This window comes from Fictibacillus sp. 26RED30, assembly GCF_015903845.1.
Lineage (GTDB): Bacteria > Bacillota > Bacilli > Bacillales > Fictibacillaceae > Fictibacillus > Fictibacillus phosphorivorans.
In genome coordinates, this window is the sequence record NZ_JACZDV010000002.1 from 111,706 (window position 1) to 129,175 (window position 17,470).

Annotated in this window: 14 protein-coding genes; 5 read left to right on the plus strand and 9 right to left on the minus strand. The window is 42.4% G+C overall.

Features of this window, described 5'->3' with window-relative positions:
* Positions 1-109 precede the first annotated feature (109 nt).
* The gene (locus tag IHV11_RS13265; RefSeq protein WP_197128734.1) at positions 110-301 is read right to left on the minus strand and encodes a hypothetical protein; all 192 of its coding nucleotides are present in this window, start codon (positions 299-301) and stop codon (positions 110-112) included.
* Positions 302-435: 134 nt separating this feature from the next.
* Here IHV11_RS13265 and IHV11_RS13270 point away from each other — a divergent pair, with 134 nt between their 5' ends.
* From IHV11_RS13270 to IHV11_RS13280, 3 genes are all read left to right on the plus strand, one after another.
* Positions 436-1,839: a DHA2 family efflux MFS transporter permease subunit gene (locus tag IHV11_RS13270; RefSeq protein WP_197195091.1), complete on the plus strand. Its 1,404-nt coding sequence runs from the start codon at positions 436-438 to the stop codon at positions 1,837-1,839.
* 144 nt (positions 1,840-1,983) lie between these two features.
* Positions 1,984-2,436 carry a hypothetical protein gene (locus IHV11_RS13275; protein ID WP_197195092.1) on the plus strand — a complete coding sequence of 151 codons (453 nt, stop codon included), beginning with the start codon at positions 1,984-1,986 and terminating at the stop codon, positions 2,434-2,436.
* A 453-nt stretch (positions 2,437-2,889) separates the two neighbouring features.
* A complete protein-coding gene (locus tag IHV11_RS13280; protein WP_197195093.1) occupies positions 2,890-4,431 on the plus strand; it encodes an ATP-binding protein in 1,542 nt (513 codons plus the stop codon).
* 193 nt (positions 4,432-4,624) lie between these two features.
* Here IHV11_RS13280 and IHV11_RS13285 read toward each other — a convergent pair whose 3' ends face one another.
* The 4 genes from IHV11_RS13285 to IHV11_RS13300 form a co-directional block, all read right to left on the minus strand.
* Entirely contained in the window at positions 4,625-5,998 is a 1,374-nt protein-coding gene (locus tag IHV11_RS13285; RefSeq protein WP_197195094.1) for a GntP family permease, read from the minus strand.
* An 87-nt stretch (positions 5,999-6,085) separates the two neighbouring features.
* A complete protein-coding gene (gene pdxA, locus IHV11_RS13290; RefSeq protein WP_197195095.1) occupies positions 6,086-7,117 on the minus strand; it encodes a 4-hydroxythreonine-4-phosphate dehydrogenase PdxA in 1,032 nt (343 codons plus the stop codon).
* 31 nt (positions 7,118-7,148) lie between these two features.
* Complete coding sequence (locus IHV11_RS13295; protein WP_197195096.1) at positions 7,149-8,456, minus strand: four-carbon acid sugar kinase family protein; 1,308 nt, start codon at positions 8,454-8,456, stop codon at positions 7,149-7,151.
* Complete coding sequence (locus IHV11_RS13300) at positions 8,453-9,223, minus strand: DeoR/GlpR family DNA-binding transcription regulator (RefSeq protein WP_231620339.1); 771 nt, start codon at positions 9,221-9,223, stop codon at positions 8,453-8,455. The genes IHV11_RS13295 and IHV11_RS13300 overlap by 4 nt, the downstream gene beginning before the upstream one ends.
* 495 nt (positions 9,224-9,718) lie before the next feature.
* Between IHV11_RS13300 and IHV11_RS13305 the strand changes: the two genes are divergently transcribed.
* Positions 9,719-10,849, plus strand: a complete 1,131-nt coding sequence (locus IHV11_RS13305; protein ID WP_197195097.1) for a fused response regulator/phosphatase — start codon at positions 9,719-9,721, stop codon at positions 10,847-10,849.
* Between the two features lie 42 nt (positions 10,850-10,891).
* On the opposite strand, the gene IHV11_RS13310 is transcribed toward IHV11_RS13305, so the two are convergent.
* The 4 genes from IHV11_RS13310 to IHV11_RS13325 form a co-directional block, all read right to left on the minus strand.
* Complete coding sequence (locus tag IHV11_RS13310; protein WP_197195098.1) at positions 10,892-11,746, minus strand: CheR family methyltransferase; 855 nt, start codon at positions 11,744-11,746, stop codon at positions 10,892-10,894.
* A gap of 13 nt (positions 11,747-11,759) precedes the next feature.
* Positions 11,760-14,516 carry a CHASE3 domain-containing protein gene (locus IHV11_RS13315; protein ID WP_197195099.1) on the minus strand — a complete coding sequence of 919 codons (2,757 nt, stop codon included), beginning with the start codon at positions 14,514-14,516 and terminating at the stop codon, positions 11,760-11,762.
* Positions 14,517-14,663: 147 nt separating this feature from the next.
* Positions 14,664-15,263: a hypothetical protein gene (locus IHV11_RS13320; RefSeq protein ID WP_197195100.1), complete on the minus strand. Its 600-nt coding sequence runs from the start codon at positions 15,261-15,263 to the stop codon at positions 14,664-14,666.
* 270 nt (positions 15,264-15,533) lie between these two features.
* The gene (locus IHV11_RS13325) at positions 15,534-16,301 is read right to left on the minus strand and encodes a LamB/YcsF family protein (protein WP_197195101.1); all 768 of its coding nucleotides are present in this window, start codon (positions 16,299-16,301) and stop codon (positions 15,534-15,536) included.
* 257 nt (positions 16,302-16,558) lie between these two features.
* Between IHV11_RS13325 and IHV11_RS13330 the strand changes: the two genes are divergently transcribed.
* Positions 16,559-17,464 (plus strand): C39 family peptidase, encoded by a 906-nt coding sequence (locus tag IHV11_RS13330; RefSeq protein ID WP_231620340.1) that lies wholly within the window; start codon positions 16,559-16,561, stop codon positions 17,462-17,464.
* Positions 17,465-17,470: the final 6 nt, after the last annotated feature.

Here is a 17,470-nt window from a genome sequence, read left to right on the forward strand (position 1 = left end):
CCTTATTGTAGAATAACGACGAAATCATTTGAATAGTATGAATTGTTTAATCCTGTATCATTTCGTCGAAAACAGCCATCCTACTACCCAGGAATAAATGAGTGTTTTTTTATCTCCGGCTGACATTTATCACGATGATCAGCAAAATAAAAGCGATTCTGATCAAACGATCTTTCGCTACTATTTTAAGCAGACCCACAGAAACGATACCTAAAAGAGGTCGATCTTCTAATAATAGAATGGTAATCATATCGACGATCAACAGAACTTCATCCAGCGCGGCTAACTGCTCTTCTTCCATATCACTCACCCGCTTTTTGATTAGTGTATGTCATGAGGAAGAAGATGCTTTTCATGAAAGCAACTTTATATCAATTCCGATTAAAATCCTGTAAGCTTTACACATCATGACATGTTAGATGGGAATGAACGACTATGGAAACCTCACAAAATTATAAACAATCGACGATCGTTGCCTTGCTGCTGGCTGGTACGTTTATTGCGATATTAAACCAAACACTAATGATCACTGCGATTCCGCCGATCATGAAAGAAATGAACATTACGGCGAACAGCGCTCAATGGCTGACAACCGTATTCATGCTCGTCAACGGGATCATGATTCCCGTCAGTGCGTTTTTGCTCGAACGGTTCACGACACGGCAGCTATTTATTTCTGCGATGAGCGTTTTCGCTGTTGGAACACTCGTTGCAGGACTGGCGCCAAATTTTGAGACACTCTTACTCGGAAGGGTCATCCAATCAAGTGGAGCTGGGGTAATGTTGCCTCTTATGCAGACCGTGTTTCTTATGATTTTCCCAGTGAATAAGCGCGGATCAGCGATGGGATTGGTCGGGCTCGTGATCTCATTCGCACCTGCTATCGGTCCTGCTCTTTCAGGCTGGGTAACATCACATTACTCTTGGCGGATACTCTTTTTCATCATCTTACCGATTGCCATCATTGATATTATCGTAGCCTTTTTTGCTTTAAAAAATGTTACGGAAACTTCAAAAACAAAGGTAGATGTAACATCGATCATTCTGTCGTCTTTCGGTTTTGGAGGATTGCTATACGGATTCACTTGTGCAGGTAATTTAGGATGGACCGCACCAAGCACTCTGCTTTGGCTCGCGATCGGTGTCGTGGCTCTTGTTTTATTCATCACACGACAACTGCGTTTAGCACACCCGATGCTTGAGTTCAGAGTGTTCGCGAACTCCATCTTCCCGCTTACGATCATCATCGGAATGATCACATTCTTAGGATTGATTGGAGCGGAGACGATCATACCGCTATTCATGCAGAACATGAGAGACTTTACAGCGTTTGAAGCAGGTCTTGCACTCTTACCAGGTGCACTCATCACGGGGCTTTTGTCACCGATCACAGGAAGGCTGTTCGATAAGTTTGGTGCGCGGTGGCTGGCGATTATCGGATTAACGATTATAACAGGATCATCATTCGCTTTCGCCACTTTAAGTCCCGCTACATCTTTTACCTTCTTAACCGTGATGTACGGCATACGGATGTTTGGTCTTGCGATGGTTATGATGCCTGTTGCAACTGCTGGACTCAACCGGCTTCCGAAGCGATTGATCCCGCACGGAGCGGCAATGGATAATACGATGAAGATGATCGCTGCATCAGTTGGTACTGCGATTTTAGTGACCGTCATGACCACAACTGCCGAAACCGCGGCAGAGCGCCCAGACATTACACACCCCGATATGTATGGCGCGAACATGGCCTTTATCGTCGTATCCGTTTTATCTTTGATCGGTTTAGTGATCTCTTTCTTTATAAAAGAAAAACAACCAGAAACTGAGGGCAGCTGATTATTCAGCTGCCCTCTTTGTAAATTTGGTCTATAATAGCTCGATTGTTCGTGACAAGCCTATCTGATTAAGTAATACTAAAGGTAAAGCTTTATTTTCTTAACATTTCAATACATATATCTTTTAAATTAGGGGGTTACCATCTTGAATCAGCTCCAACATACATTAGCCAAAGCACTCATCGATGATTCACCGAAACTGGCTGAGCAAATACTTACACTACGGTTTAAGAAATATCCGATAAAAGATAAACAGCTCTTTGATCGTCAATCATCAACCGATTACATTATGAAGTTAGTCCAACTCATCGGCAGCTCACTCGTGTTATCGCCGTCTGCAAGAGAAGATGGATTAAAAGTTTGGGCGATTCAAACTGCTCGCTATGCCCTTGAATACGGACAATCGTTAGATGTTGCCATGCAATCCACCATTTTTATTCGCAGTGAGATTCTTCATGTGATTGAACGCCTAGCAGAACAAGAAGAAACAAGCGTAAAAGAAGTGATATTTATCATTCAAGAGATAAATCAGATGCTCGATCTATGCTTTCAAGTGTTTACCGAAACCTACATGGAGAGTATCTTAGAAGCGATGTAATGAGCGACACTTGATCACAGTAGATCGAGTGTCTTTTTTTGTTTACTTTTATTTTTCATAAATTCTTAGTATCTTATATCAAAGATTGTTGCTTTTTGACACCATTTGAAAAGTTGATTGCAGTGTAAGGTGCGTGCCTACCACTTGAGAACCTTCTAAGTAAGGCATGCGACGAGGAAAAACACCTCAATAGCATTTGCTTGTAGACGCAGGAGCAAGGAACTTTCTTAAACCAATCAGGTGAGACACCTAAGGGCACAGAGCGCCGAGGTGGCTCACCACACTACCCCCCGGAAAGCGAGCACCTGAAACGGAAATCAACTCCCCACAAGGACAACCAAAGCATTACTAAAAAACTTTCATCATTCCTTTTCTTCCAATAGAAGGGATGTTTGTCGAAATGTCGAAGGTTTCAACAGATACATTCGGAAACTGTTCGAGGAGGCAAACCCCATGGAAGGTTGTAAGACGCTTGGAACGAAAATAAAAGAAAACAGCAAACAACTTGTAGACACACTAACGCCGATCGAGAACTTAGGAACTGATTTTTCGATCTACAAAACCAAAGTATCTCACTGGATGGAAATTCTTTTTCAATACTTAGGTGAAGGCTTATCGGAAAATGTTCAAACCGCTGAAGAAAAGATCAAAAAATGGGCTGACTCATTCGGCCAACGCTCATCCGAGTTGGAAATTCCGCTCGATCACGCCCTTCATTTTATCTTCGAGTCCCGTGTTATCATCTCACAGCTGTTAAAGGAAGAATTTGGAACCTCTAGTACTAACGTTAATGGTGCTATTACTGCATCCAATCGCCTGAACCTTTTGATCGATACTGCTGCTCGTTCAATCGTTACACACTATACTAAATTCATGCATAACACGAAAAAAGCTCTTCAACATACAAATCGAGATTTAGATATCTCAATCCTAGAGTTAAACAACATTCGAACGGCTCTCTTTGAAGGAACGATCTTCTCCGTTACAGACAAAGACGATCGCATCATTCAAGTGAACGATCACTTTTGTGAGTTAACGCAATATACCCGCGAAGAATTAATCGGACAGGATCACGGCAAGATTTTCTATTCAGGCGTTCATACAGATAGCTTCATTCATCATATTAAACAAGAGATCAAAGCAGGACGCGTATGGAACGGTGAGATCTGCAACAAAGCGAAAGACGGCTCGCTCTATTGGGTGGATACGACGATCGTTCCATTTCTAGATCCAGAAGGTGTGGCTTATCAGCACATCTCAATCCAATACGATGTGACGGAGAAAAAGAAAACAGAGGAGATTCTATTAAAGTCTGAAAAGGTTTCGTTAATCGGCGATTTAGCCGCAGGAATTGCACATGAGATCCGCAATCCACTTACATCGATCGCAGGGCTCGTTCAGCTCATTAACGAATCCGATCAGGAGAAGAATACCTTCTTTAAAGACATCATTCTGACGGAGATCAATCGCATCAATTTTATCGTGAGTGAACTAATGGTCCTAGCAAAACCACATGCTGTCTATTTCAGCTGGTTCAATATCGTTGAAAGCATCCAGAACGTCATCGATCTCATGCAGCCTGAAGCGAATTTACGCAACGTCATTATTTCATTTGAAAAAGAAAAAGACATGCCTCTCGTCTACGGTGAAAAGAACCAGCTGACACAAGTGATCATCAACATGATAAAAAACGCGATGGAAGCCCTGCCTGACGGAGGTAAGATTTCGCTCTCTGCTGCTCCTGTTGACGGCCATGTTGTTCTTACGGTCAAAGATAACGGAGTCGGCATGACAGATGAGCAACAAAAAAGAATCGGTGAGCCGTTCTACACGACAAAATGCAACGGAACGGGCCTCGGGCTCATGGTCTGTTTTAAAATCATTCACAACCATGGAGGAACGATTCTGGTAGACAGCAAACGGAAAGAAGGTACCTCATTTCGGATCACATTGCCCGTTCATGCGGCATCAGCCGTTGATCCTGTTCATAAATAATGCTCGATAGAGAAGAATCTACATGATGTAGGTTCTTTTTTTATTGGATTTAGATGGCATGGGAGGAGTTAGCGGTGGTCGTGAGCTGCTTAGCGGTCGTCACAGCTTGATTACAAGCTGTAAAAGACCCCCTTCATATACAAAAGAGCCTCACCACGATTTCAACATGATGAGACTCTTTTTAAACATCTGTTTAAAAAATCATATTCGCGACTAACAGTGACACTAATCCTACGAACCAACAGATCGTCGTCGGTACAGACCAGACCATAATCTGTTCTTTTACCTCTTTAATGCCTAACATCCGGTTAACTACCCAGAACAAGCTGTCGTTAAAGTACGAGAAGATCATCGAACCCATCGCTGCAGCTTGAGCGGCGAGTGCCATGTTCACATCTAGCTGAGAAAGGATCGGTGCTGAAATAGAAGCTGCAGTTATCATCGCTACTGTTCCACTTCCTTGAACAAGGCGAACAATCGTTGCGACAAAGAACGGAATCAAAATCGCCGGTAATGGAAGATCTGCAATTTTTTCAGCGATAAAGTTCCCCGCTCCACTTTCACGAAGAACATTACCAAGTGCTCCACCTGCCCCTGTAACTAAAAGGATAATACCTGCTGTCTGAATTCCCTCTTCCATTCGGTCAAGTGATTCAGAGCGACTTAAGTTACCGGCTAAAGCGTAGATCGCTACAATGAGTCCGATACTTACGGCGATAATTGGCTTTCCTAAGAAAATCAGGATTCCGTAAAAACCAGATGTAAGTTCAAGTGCAGTTAATGTCGTGTTTAAAAAGATTAGTAGAATCGGCAGAACGATCGGTAAAAGTGAGCGTCCTAAAGAAGGTAGAGCATCCTCTCGCGCACTAGCTAGCTCGATAAACTCTTGATAAGCTGCTTGTTTAGTAGGTCGTGTGAAACCAAGCTCGGAATCATCCGGCACTTGATAGATTCGTTTACCAATCCATTTGGCGTAAAGAACACCCGCGATCATAGTCGGAATGGCAAAAAGAAGGCCAAGACCGATCATAAGTCCGATATCCACTCCAAAGATTCCCGCTACACCTAAAGGACCAGGCGTTGGCGGTACTAAAGAGTGCGTGATTACAAGACCCACTGCTAAAGCTACACCTAATGATACGACCGACTTGCCCGTTTTCTTAGATAGAGCTTTTACGAGTGGATTTAAAATAACAAACGCTGAGTCAACAAAGATCGGAATGGAAACCACATAACCCGCAATTGCCATCGCCCATTCTTCCTTTTTCCTGCCGACTGCTTTTATCAGTGAATATGCCAGTGTTTCAGCCGCTCCTGACACTTCGAGAATCCGTCCGATCATCACACCGAGTCCGATAACGATACCGATAGAGGCAAGCGTACTACCGAACCCAGCCGAGATGGTATCAGCGACTTTACCAGGTTCCATACCTCCGACAAGACCGGCAATTGATGCCGCGATGATCAGAGCTAGAAAAGCGTGAATCTTTGTTTTTAAAACGAGAAAAATTAATGCAATAACCCCAAGAACTAATCCAGCTACCATTTGTGCTCCTGAAACTTCCATTTCATTAACCCCCTTTAATGTAAGCGCTTTTATTTTATTGAAATAATAGTGAAGGGCATGAGAACCCTTCACTTTCATCTGACTATCTTAAAGGCTGTTCGCTGTAAATTTCGGTGCATATTGAGCTGCCAGTTTAATACATTCTTCCATACTCGTGCTCTCTGCAATGTTCTTACCCGCGATATCAAACGCTGTTCCGTGATCTACCGAAGTTCTTAAGAACGGAAGTCCGTTCGTGATAGAAATGGTTCTATGAAAATCCGTCATCTTAGCTGCGATATGTCCTTGATCATGATATAGGGACAATACCGCATCATATTTTCCGTTAAGTGCTTGGAAGAATACAGAGTCTGCTGGAACCGGACCTACTGCGTTGATTCCGTCTGCAACAGCTAGCTCAATACCTGGCTTGATCTGCTCGACTTCTTCCCAGCCAAACAATCCGCCTTCGCCGCTATGTGGGTTCAGTCCAGCAACAGCCCACCGTCTGTTTTCAACACCTAGACGAGCGAGCGCTCGATCACATCGTACTAAATAATCATGCACACGTTCTTTCGTCATAGCTGCAATCGCATCTTTTAATGAAAGATGGCGTGTTAAGAAGAAAATTCTCATCCCTTTTACTTCAAACATGGTTAATGGGTCATCTGAACCTGCAAGTGCTTCAAGCATCTCCGTATGACCGATATAAGGAACATTCGCCGCTTTTAACGATTCTTTGTTGATCGGTGTTGTTGCCAGCGCTTTAACCTCACCAGCTGTAGCAAGCTCTACTGCTTTTTTGATGTATTCAAACGCTCCCTGTCCGCCTTGAGCAGATACTTCACCATACTGAAGTTTGTTCATATCAATATTGTTTAAGTTGATTACATCAACTGTCCCTAGTTCGTATTTTCCTTCTGCTGGTGATGCTACTTCATTAATCGCGAGGTCTTTACCTACGATCTTGATCGCTTTTTCTAGTACCGCAGCATCTCCGATCACAAGTGGTTTACACACGTCATAAATCTCTTTTTTCGCAAGAGACTTCATCGTGATCTCTGGTCCGATACCTGCAGGATCACCCATTGGAATTGCGATGATCGCTTTTTCTGTTGTTGTCGTTTTTGTTGTTGTCATGTTTTGTTCCTCCTTCAGTTGTTTAAAAGATTTATTGAACTTGCTTTGTAGATGTTTGGTTTGCTAAAAGGTGCTTTACAATCGTGTGAATCGCTTTTTTGTCACCAACCATGCCGCCTTTTGTCGCAAGCGGTATACCATCAAAATAACCACCGATGAATTCACCGTATGCGACTAGGGGAAGCACCTCATTTTTCAGCTTAATTCCTTCTGCTCTTCCGACGGAACAGAGTGAAGCCGTAACATCTCCTCCACTAGAGAAGCAGCCGCCGATCTCATAATTCGTTGACTGAATGACAATACGCGTAATCTTTCCTAACCCATCTGCGATTCTTTTTGCGAGTTGATCCTGGCTCACACCTTGCTCTTCAGCCAATCGTTTTAGTTCTAATCGTTTTGCTTCGGGTGAATTGGTCGTGATGATCAGGATGTCTTGGTGATGGATAGCTTCTAAGGCTGCTGTCACAGCTCTTTGAACTTCTGTTTCCCAGCTCTCTGATAGACTTGCTAATTTCTCAGCATCCACGTAGACGGGTTTCGCATCCGTTTTATCGATCAAATACGTTAGTTGCTCACCACTTAAAGAGGTTACACTTCCAACTGTGACGAGTATTTTTTTACTTTGTGTGTGGAGAGACGTGTAAGCCTTTGCGTAATAAGCTGTTAATGGTCCAGGGTCTACCGGTACGAGTTGGTAGTCCTCGATCAATGCCATCGCATGGGCGATGTCTTCAATCTCTTCATCTGTTACCGCATCCATCACAAGAATACGATTTCCCTCGTCTATTTTTCCCTTTAACTCCTGCAGAATTCTTTTCTTTCCTTGTAAAACAGTTTCGAGCCCGATGTGTGATACAAGATGCTCACTCTGTTTACTGATAATAGAAGGAACATATGATTCTGTAAGAGGCATGACCGGATCCTTGGCAACATCTGTCACTTGAACAGGTACACCATCGACGAGCAAGTAACCGCCAGATGTGATTCGGCTTGAATCTGGAAACGATGCAACGACAACCGCAATCGATCGTTCGCCAAGTTCATTCAAGACCATGTCGATCTCTGTTCCGATGTTTCCTCTTACGGTACTGTCGATTCGTTTACAGATAACATCTGCACCCCAACGCTGAAGGTTGTTCAATGACTTTTTGATCCGCATCTCGGACACATCTTTTCGTGCATACCTGCTATCCGTATCGATACAAACGGCGTTATAACTTCCTGAAGCTGGTTCTTGATCGTAATACACCATTGTTGCCGCTTCAAAACCTTGCTTGATCAGTTTTACCCCTGTCGCATTGGCACCTGTTAGATCATCTGCGATAACGCCGACTTTCATCCCTTTTCACCACCTTCAACGGTTACGACTTCTAAATATTCATTCAGTATTTTTTCCGTTTCATCTAAAATGTGCTGATCTGTAATCAAACCGTGTATTTGGTTTAGATCACAAACTTTTGTTAATGATTTTTGATCAAACTTGCTAGAGTCAGCCACGAGCCATGTTTTTTCTGATGCTTCAATCATCAGCTTTTTGATCGCAGCCTTCTCATAAGTCGGTGCTGTAACACCCGCTCGGCTGTGGATCGCATGAGCTCCTAAGAAAAAGAGATCTACGTGAATCCCTTTTAACATTTGCTCTGTTAATGGGCCGAACAATGTTCCAATCGTATTTTGAAGTTCGCCGCCAGTAACGATTACTTTCACATCCGTATCTAGAAGCTCAGCTGCAATTTTTATATCATTTGTAACAACTGTGATCGTCGTTTTCTCTTTTAACAATTTTGCGATCTCTAACGTTGTCGTTCCTGAATCTAAAAGAATAGTAGAGTGATCCTGTATGAATTGTACAGCTCTCTCGGCGATTGCTCTCTTCCGATCGTTGAACTTTCCTTCTTTTGTTCGGAAAGATGATTCCACGACTAACGGCTTGTTAAGTATCGCTCCGCCATGCGTTCTAATAATCTGTTCCGTTTCTTCGAGAAAAGCAAGATCACGGCGGATTGTCATCGCCGAAACATTTAATTCGTTTACTAGGTCCTCAATCTCAATTTTTCCGTTCTCATTTAATTGTTGAAGAATTTGCTCTCTACGCTCTTTAGGCATTATTTTCATCACCTTTGTTATTTTCGAACACCTTATATGTATTATAATGTTACAAACGAACATTAATGTCAACTAAAATGTTTAAAATGAACACAAGGTTGAGCAATGTGTCTTTTCATGAATAATTACTGTGGCGATAAGTGTCGAAAATCGTTTAAATTATTTTATACGTGAAATTATTGTGGTTATCCGTGAAATTATTACGCTTATCCGTGAATATAATTTGGATTACCGTGGATATATTTCAAGCAGTCTATCTGGTGTGTACAAACCGCAACAATGTCCTTATCCTGCACACAGTCTATTACGTAAGACACCCCCACTTCTGCTATAACTAACAGAATCACTCCTAATAACTGTTCCACTACCGCTATCCCACTCTAAATAATCTAAAAAATAGTCCCTTTCCTCATTTACTTGTATACTAGAGTTATAGATATGAATGATATTTGAAGAACACACAATAAATGGTACATATAAGGGGAAGAAGTTTGAATGTCCATTCTGATCGTTGATGATAATACGGTAAATTTATTTGTAATAGAAAAAATATTGAAGAATGCAGGCTACGAAGACTGTACCTCACTCTCATCGGCTCAACAGCTTTTCGATCACCTCGAAGAAAATGAAAAAGAGCTGAACAAAAAGTCGATCGACTTGATTCTCCTTGATATCATGATGCCCGAGATCGATGGGATCGAGGCTTGTCAGCGCGTACAGAAAGACGAGCGTTTCAAAGACATTCCGATCATCTTCATCACCGCGCTTGAAGACTCTACGAAGTTAGCAGAAGCGCTGGACTGCGGCGGGATGGATTATGTGACGAAGCCTATTAATAAAGTAGAACTACTTGCTAGAATTCGAGTCGCACTGCGATTGAAGTACGAAAAAGACTGGCATGCTGAACAAGAGCAAAAGATTCAGAACGAGCTCGACCTTGCGATGCAAGTTCAAAAAGGCTTGTTGAATCCTCCGATCAAAGAAGACAACATTACGATTAACGTGTCTCACCTGCCTTCCTTTAAGCTCGCAGGCGATATGTATTATTGGCATAAGTTCGATGACCACCGGTATGGCATCATCTTGCTTGATATGATGGGGCACGGAATTTCCTCTTCTCTTGTCTGCATGTTCATCTCTTCTGTTATGCGGGATAGCATTAAAGAGCTTAAAGATCCGGAGCTCGTGATCAAAGAATTGAACCGTTATATGGCACTTCTGCATAACCCGAAGAACGACTACAACTACTATTTCACAGGCATCTATCTTTTGATCGATACGGAGAAAAAGACGGTCGAATACGTAAATGCCGGGCATCCTGAAGGCTATGCGCTCGTTGATAACTCCCTTCAATCGATTGAACGCAGCTGCTTTGCGGTCGGTTTCTTTGAACAAATCGAAGTGAAGAAGTCTGTTATCCATTACGAAGACAACATTCAGATGCTGCTCTTTACGGATGGTGTCTTAGAAGCTGATGACGACGAAGAATTGATGCTAGAGAAGCTGAAGTACGTGGCTTCGGAAAAATGGAGTAACATTCGCTCGCCCATCCATCTTGTCATGCCAGAAGAACAGCAAAAAGGTCAGAGCGATGATATGTGTATCATGATGATTCAAGCCAAATAAAAAAGCAGGATTGAAGAGGTTTTCACACCCCTTCTTCCTGCTTTATTTTTTTTGATAGATTTTTACTTGTTCCGCAAAATCAGCGTACTTATCTGCACAGTCCGCAAATTGAATGGATTCTTTATCACCAAGTCCAAGAAAACCATTCGGGCTGAGGCTATCGTAAAACAGCTCATGCACTTGATTTTGAAGAGCAGCCGTAAAGTAGATCAAGACATTTCGACAAAGAATAACATGAAATTCATTGAACGAATGATCCGTCACAAGATTATGCTGCAGAAAGCTGATCTGCTTTAACAACGAAGGCTTTAAATAAGCAAAGTGGCCGTCTGTCGTATAGTATTCAGAAAATGCTTGAGTCCCTCCAGCCGCCATATAGTTCTTCGTGTACGTCCTCATCTTGCTCAGCGGCAGAATCCCTGTACGCGCTTTGTTCAGCACTGGTTCATTCATGTCTGTCGCATAAAATTTCGTCTTATGACTTAAGCCTTCTTCTTCCATCAAAATAGCCATCGAGTATACTTCTTCACCCGTGGCACATCCTGCGTGCCAAATGCGGATCTCTGGTAGATCTCTCAACTCGGGAATCACCTTTTTACGAAATGCACGAAAAAACTCCGGGTTACGAAACATCTCCGTTACGTTGATCGAAAAGTCATTGAGCAGCGTCGTCATAAAAGCGGGTTCGTGCAGAACTTTTTCCAGCACTCCCGTAATCGTTGGAATCTGTTCGAGCTGCATGCGGTTGTGCACACGTCTATGGATGGAGGACCGCATATACTGGCGAAAATCAAATCCAGATACGCGGTACAATCCTTCTAACAACAGATCCATCTCGAGTGTTTCCGTTATGCTATTTTCCTGGTTGTCATCGTTGTTCCATAAGAAATCATTCATCAGTGGTCGATCCTCACTTTGTCATCCAAACGTGCATTACAGAAAAGAGCTGTTCGAGCTTCAGCGGTTTGCTGATATAATCAGACGCCCCTGCTTCAAGACACTTTTCACGGTCGTTCTTCATCGCTTTTGCCGTTAACGCAATGATTGGCAAGTCCTTGTGCTCACCGGTTCCGCGAATGCGCTGCATCGTTTCATAGCCATCCATCTCTGGCATCATGATATCCATCAAAATCAGATCTATATTCTTGTTCGCATCAAGAACGTCCAGACACTCCATGCCGTTATTTGCAATTAGAATGTTCATTCCTTTTTGTTCTAGAGCTGTTTTTAGCGCGAAGATATTTCGGTTATCGTCATCTGTGATCAATACCGTTTTACCGTAGAATACGTTCTCTTCATCAACAGAGATCGATGGTTGTTCTTCCTCAGGTTCTGCAGGTACAATTTTAGCTGTTATTGGTGGTTCTGCGACAGGTAGCGGGTTGCCTGACTGTTCAAGTGCAGTTGCCACTTCAGCTGATGCACCAAGAAACGTTTGAACCGAAACATTTTCATCAGCGATACTTGGAATAAGAAGTTTAAACGTACTTCCTTTTCCTTCTTCACTTTGCAGCTGCAGTCTTCCGCCTAAAAGCTTCGCAAACTCACTGCTGATCGATAACCCAAGACCTGTGCCGCCAAATTTGCGAATCGTTGCTCCATCCCCTTGCTGGAAAGCTTGGAAGATGAGTGCATGCTTCTCTTTCGGAATACCGATTCCCGTATCCTTGATCGCAACTTCTAACCAATAATCAACACCGTTATAGATCACATCTGTCTGAACCTTTTTCACGCTAACAGATACGGATCCTTTTTCCGTAAACTTAAACGCGTTGGACAGCAGGTTCTTGACGATCTGCTGAAAACGTTTTTCATCTGTCTGTAGCAGTGGTGGGACGTCAGGAGCCATATTGATCGTAAAGTTAAGATTCTTTTGATCCGCGATATGCGTAAAGTTTCTTTCCAGGTTAGCCGGGAACTCACTGAGGTTCACCTCACTAAGCATGATCTCCAGTTTACCTGCTTCTACCTTCGAAAGATCTAAAATATCATTGATCAGATTCAGAAGATCTTGTCCAGATGAATGAATCACTCGAGCGAATTCTAACTCTTCGTCAGAAAGTGACTGGTTGCCATTTTCAGCAAGCATCTCGGAAAGAATCAAGATACTGTTAAGCGGCGTTCTCAGTTCATGAGACATGTTCGCCAAAAACTCTGATTTGTATTTAGATCCTGTTTCTAACTGCTTCGCCTTATCTTCAAGGTCCTTTTTCGCGATCTCAAGTGCCTTCGATTTTTCCTCAGCATCTTGTGATCGAGATTCAAGCTGTTCGTTGATCATCTGCAGTTCTTCCGATTGCATCTGTAATTCTTCAGATTGCGTTTGAAGCTCTTCAGATTGCGCCTGCAGTTCTTCTGTCATCGCTTGTGATTCAGATAGAAGTCTTGCAATCTCCATTCGGTCGATCACTCGGTTGATCGTGAGTCCGAATGTTTCAAGTACTTTTTCAATAAATGCAATGTGCTGGTTGCTGTAAGTCGTTAGGCTCGCTAGCTCGATTACGGCTACAATTTCATCTTCGTGCACAATCGGCGCAATCAAGATGCTGTTCGGTTTTGTTTCACCAAGTCCAGAAGAAATGAGCGTATAGTTTCCATCGATCTTTTCGATCACTTGAACTCGTTTTTCGAGTGCACATTGGCCGATGAGACCTTGTCCTAGCTTAAAGCTAGCTCGTCCTACATCTGCATTCGTGTCCGCGAACGCTCCTTTTTTAACAAAGCGAATGTTCTCGTCTTTACCTTCTTTAATATAAAAGGCACCGTACGACGATTCCGTGATCTGTGCTGTCGCAGAAAGGAAGATCTCTGCAAGCGTTTCAAGCGATGAAACGCCTTGGTTCCTACTCACAACATCCGTGACACTTCGTTGTAGCCAGTCGCGTTCTTCAAAAGAGTTCAACAGTTCGTTCGTCGCTTCTCCTAAGTCTCGGATCTCATCGTTCGATTTCACATGAATACGGCTGCTCAAGTTTCCGCCTGACGTCATGGCACGAATCGTCTCAACTACCGCTTTGATCGTCTTAATGATCGAACCGGAAATAATATAAGCAAGCGTAATAGATGCGATAACAACGAATGCGAGCAAACTAAAAAGACCGATCTCTAAGTATCGATTCTGGTCGTTCAGATCATCTGCGCGTTGTTCAGTAAGTACTTTTTCTTTTGTTCGAAAAGAATCGAATTGCTGAAGCACTTGTGCTGTCTTTTCTTGCCCTGGATCTAGTCTGAAGAATTCCGTGATACCCGCCGTATCGTTCTGCTGCTTCATTTTAATAGGCGGATCTCCCGCAACTGCGATCCATTCTTTAATGTTTTCATTAATCGTTGCAGCGTTTTTTTGCTGATTCGGATTATCAGAGAGAAGTTCGTTCAGCGTGTTGAAGTCCTTCGTCCATTTTGAACGAGCTTCATCATAAGACTGAAGATAGCTCTCATCTCCTGTAATCAGATAACCCCTTTTGTTCGTCTCCATTGTTAGCAAATCTTTTTCAATCTGACTCGTAAGGTCCCTGACCGCAATATCATGCTGGATGATAAAGTTCCTCTCACTCTTCATGTTATCCAGCTGGTTGGTCACCGCAAGAATAGCAGCAATTAAACAGACAATGATGACAATGTAGCCAGTAATGATTTTCTGGCGAATACCGAATCTAAAATTATTCATCCCCTATATTCCTGCCTTTTTACAAAAAATGTTTTTATGCCTAATTATACTGTTATTTGTCGGATAAAGGTAGCTCGAAGACGCGTGGAATGTGCTGGAAAAAGAAAAAACTAGATTTCCTTGTAATGGAGTTCTAGTTTTTGACGTTTACGCTGTATGTAGTAGCTTCTTTTTATAGTGAAGGGCGGATAGTAATTTTAGTCCACCTAAGGTACTTATTTGTTTATCGAGAATAGCGAACGCCTCGTCTCTGTTGCCGTTGCGTCGATGCTGTTCAACTGTTAACCATGTCACATAATCGCGGTCTTTCAATTGTTTCTTGTAATTCTCGTATTCGTCTTGTCTGCCTTCTTCCATCGCAACGATTGCAGAATAATAAAGGGTGAGATCACTTTTTTTCATAGTCTGTAGAAGCTCCTTCACATCTGCCCATCTTTCTTGTTGTGTGAAGAGCATGATCTCAGCATATTTTCTCGCCTGAGCTTGTTTAATTTTCGTGAGCTTCGTTTCAGCCTCACTTTCTTCATATAAGAATGCATATAAAAAGCGGTGGTACGGCTGCTTTGATTTTAGTAAGTATTTCTTTACTTGTTCAGCATCTTTTTGCCACATTAACGGATAGAGAAGAGTTAGAAAAGAGCCTGCTACAAATAATATTAGCAGCGTGATGAACATCCACGTTGGTGCACCAAGTATTGAGAGTGTCAATGATAGAATAAAAAAGATAAGGTAAAGAATCCAAATCATAGGTGTGATGCTTCCTTTCTTTAGTAGAAGTTTCCAGTTTTATTATGACATAGAGAGGGGTTTTACGGTACGTGTTTCTATATTTGTTACACGTTCGCCGGTAAAGTCGGTCGTTCCACCTGTAAAGTGGGAGTTTCCACCGGTGAGCCTTCATTTTTTACCGCTCATCGTCCCTCCACCACCTGAAAACCACTCCTAACCACCTGACCAATCTACCACACATTAAAAAAAGCTCAAAGGTGCGTCCCTTTGAGCTTGCTGCAATCTAATTTAAATACTTTCTCCGATTTTACGTACAGAGATCCCAGCATCCTCTAACGTTTGTCTGATTTTCTTCGCAAAACTCAGTGCATGCGCACCATCTCCATGGATGCAAACCGTATCTGCCTTAATATCGACATCAACATCTTGCTGCGTCATCACTTTTCCCTCTTTAGCCATACGAATCACTTGTGCGACAGCCGCATCATCATCCGTAATCACAGCATGTGGCAGTTTGCGTGAAGTAAGTGTGCGATCTTGCTGATACGTACGATCGGCGAAAACTTCAGATGCTGTGCGCAGCCCGACCTTTTCACCAGCTTGAACGAGCTCACTCCCTGCAAGTCCAAATAAAATAAGCTCAGGATTCACTTTGTAAACGGCTTCGGCAATCGCTTCTGACAGTTCACGACTCACCGCCGCCATGTTATAAAGCGCACCATGCGGTTTCACGTGTTGAATCGTTCCGCCTTCAGCCTGTACAAATCCCCACAACGAACCCATCTGATAAACCACCATCTCATATGCTTCCTGTGGAGAGATATCGATGTTTCGGCGGCCGAATCCAGCCAGATCAGGCAATCCCGGATGAACACCGATTCCAACTCCATGCTCTAATGCTAATTTAACGGTTTTTCTCATCGTCGCAGGATCTCCCGCATGAAAACCACATGCGATGTTGGCTGACGTTATGTATTTTAAAATCTCTTCGTCTGTTCCAAGTTTGTAAGCCCCAAAACTCTCGCCCATATCACAGTTAATATCAATAATACTCATGAAATGACCTCCCAATTTTTAAACAGTTGTTTAATTTACACCAACTGTACGATAAGTTTAAACACTTTGTAAAACGATTTATTAATCAGTAGTTTACCAAAAGTTTTATATGCACAATATGGTCTATGCCATATCTCCCGTCGTTTTTCTAAGTAATGGTTATTATGTTAATAAAATAAAGAAGATTGCCCATTGCTGAAAATTCTGTCATTTAATAGAGTTTAAGAGTGCCATAAATTAAATGATGGAGGGGAAAAATGAAGGGGATTTTAAAAAGTTTACTTGTTGTTTGTTTATTGCTTAGTATTTCTACATATTTTTCAGGAATAAACGTTTCTGCTGCTACTAAAGTTAGTAAAACTCTTTATGTAAATGTAGATGTTGCCAATATCCGTTCAGGTGCGAGTACAGACTATAAGATAGTCACTCAGCTTAAAAATGGAACAAAAGTAGTCGCTTTTGAACAGTTTACGAATTCTAGAAACGAGCTCTGGTATCGCATCACGTTACCTGATAATCGAACAGGTTGGATCGCGAGTTGGCTTGTTAAAACAACTGTTCCTACAAAAGTGTTATTGAATGCACCTCTCGTTTCTCAACTTCCAGAGCTTCCAAGAGGTTGTGAAGTTACGAGTTTAGCCATGCTGTTAAATTATGCTGGTGTAAAAGCAGACAAGATGACACTTGCAAAACAAGTTGTAAAAGATCCAACGCCTTATCGCAAGGTAGACGGAAAAGTGTATTTTGGTAATCCAAACGTAGGCTTTGTCGGCGATATGTATGACAAAAGCAAACCTGGTTATGGCGTATATCAAAAACCGATCGACACGTTGACAAGGCAGTATCTTGGTAATCGGGTTGTAAACTTAACAGGAAAACCTTTTACAAGTGTTACAAACCAGCTTGATAAAAAGAAACCTGTTTGGGTAATCGCTAATACGTGGTTCACTAAACTTCCTTCTTCTCAGTTTCAAACTTTTTATACGGAACAGGGACCCGTCAAAATTACGTATAGAGAACACTCTGTACTCGTTACAGGTTATGACAGTCAATATATCTACTTCAACGATCCTTTGACGAACGAGAAAAACCGTAAGATCAATCGAACAAACTTCGTTGCCGCTTGGGAACAGATGGGTAAACAAGCGATTAGTTACAACTAGAAATCA

What these genes read in the sequence shown, in the direction of transcription:
- IHV11_RS13305 (WP_197195097.1), top strand. Translation starts at nt 9,719, where the DNA reads ATGTCCATTCTGATCGTTGATGATAATACGGTAAATTTATTTGTAATA.
- IHV11_RS13280 (WP_197195093.1), top strand. Translation starts at nt 2,890, where the DNA reads ATGGAAGGTTGTAAGACGCTTGGAACGAAAATAAAAGAAAACAGCAAA.
- pdxA (WP_197195095.1), bottom strand. Translation starts at nt 7,117, where the DNA reads ATGACAACAACAAAAACGACAACAACAGAAAAAGCGATCATCGCAATT.
- IHV11_RS13265 (WP_197128734.1), bottom strand. Translation starts at nt 301, where the DNA reads ATGGAAGAAGAGCAGTTAGCCGCGCTGGATGAAGTTCTGTTGATCGTC.
- IHV11_RS13270 (WP_197195091.1), top strand. Translation starts at nt 436, where the DNA reads ATGGAAACCTCACAAAATTATAAACAATCGACGATCGTTGCCTTGCTG.
- IHV11_RS13320 (WP_197195100.1), bottom strand. Translation starts at nt 15,263, where the DNA reads ATGATTTGGATTCTTTACCTTATCTTTTTTATTCTATCATTGACACTC.
- IHV11_RS13295 (WP_197195096.1), bottom strand. Translation starts at nt 8,456, where the DNA reads ATGAAAGTCGGCGTTATCGCAGATGATCTAACAGGTGCCAATGCGACA.
- IHV11_RS13300 (WP_231620339.1), bottom strand. Translation starts at nt 9,223, where the DNA reads ATGCCTAAAGAGCGTAGAGAGCAAATTCTTCAACAATTAAATGAGAAC.
- IHV11_RS13285 (WP_197195094.1), bottom strand. Translation starts at nt 5,998, where the DNA reads ATGGAAGTTTCAGGAGCACAAATGGTAGCTGGATTAGTTCTTGGGGTT.
- IHV11_RS13310 (WP_197195098.1), bottom strand. Translation starts at nt 11,746, where the DNA reads ATGAATGATTTCTTATGGAACAACGATGACAACCAGGAAAATAGCATA.
- IHV11_RS13315 (WP_197195099.1), bottom strand. Translation starts at nt 14,516, where the DNA reads ATGAATAATTTTAGATTCGGTATTCGCCAGAAAATCATTACTGGCTAC.
- IHV11_RS13330 (WP_231620340.1), top strand. Translation starts at nt 16,559, where the DNA reads ATGAAGGGGATTTTAAAAAGTTTACTTGTTGTTTGTTTATTGCTTAGT.
- IHV11_RS13325 (WP_197195101.1), bottom strand. Translation starts at nt 16,301, where the DNA reads ATGAGTATTATTGATATTAACTGTGATATGGGCGAGAGTTTTGGGGCT.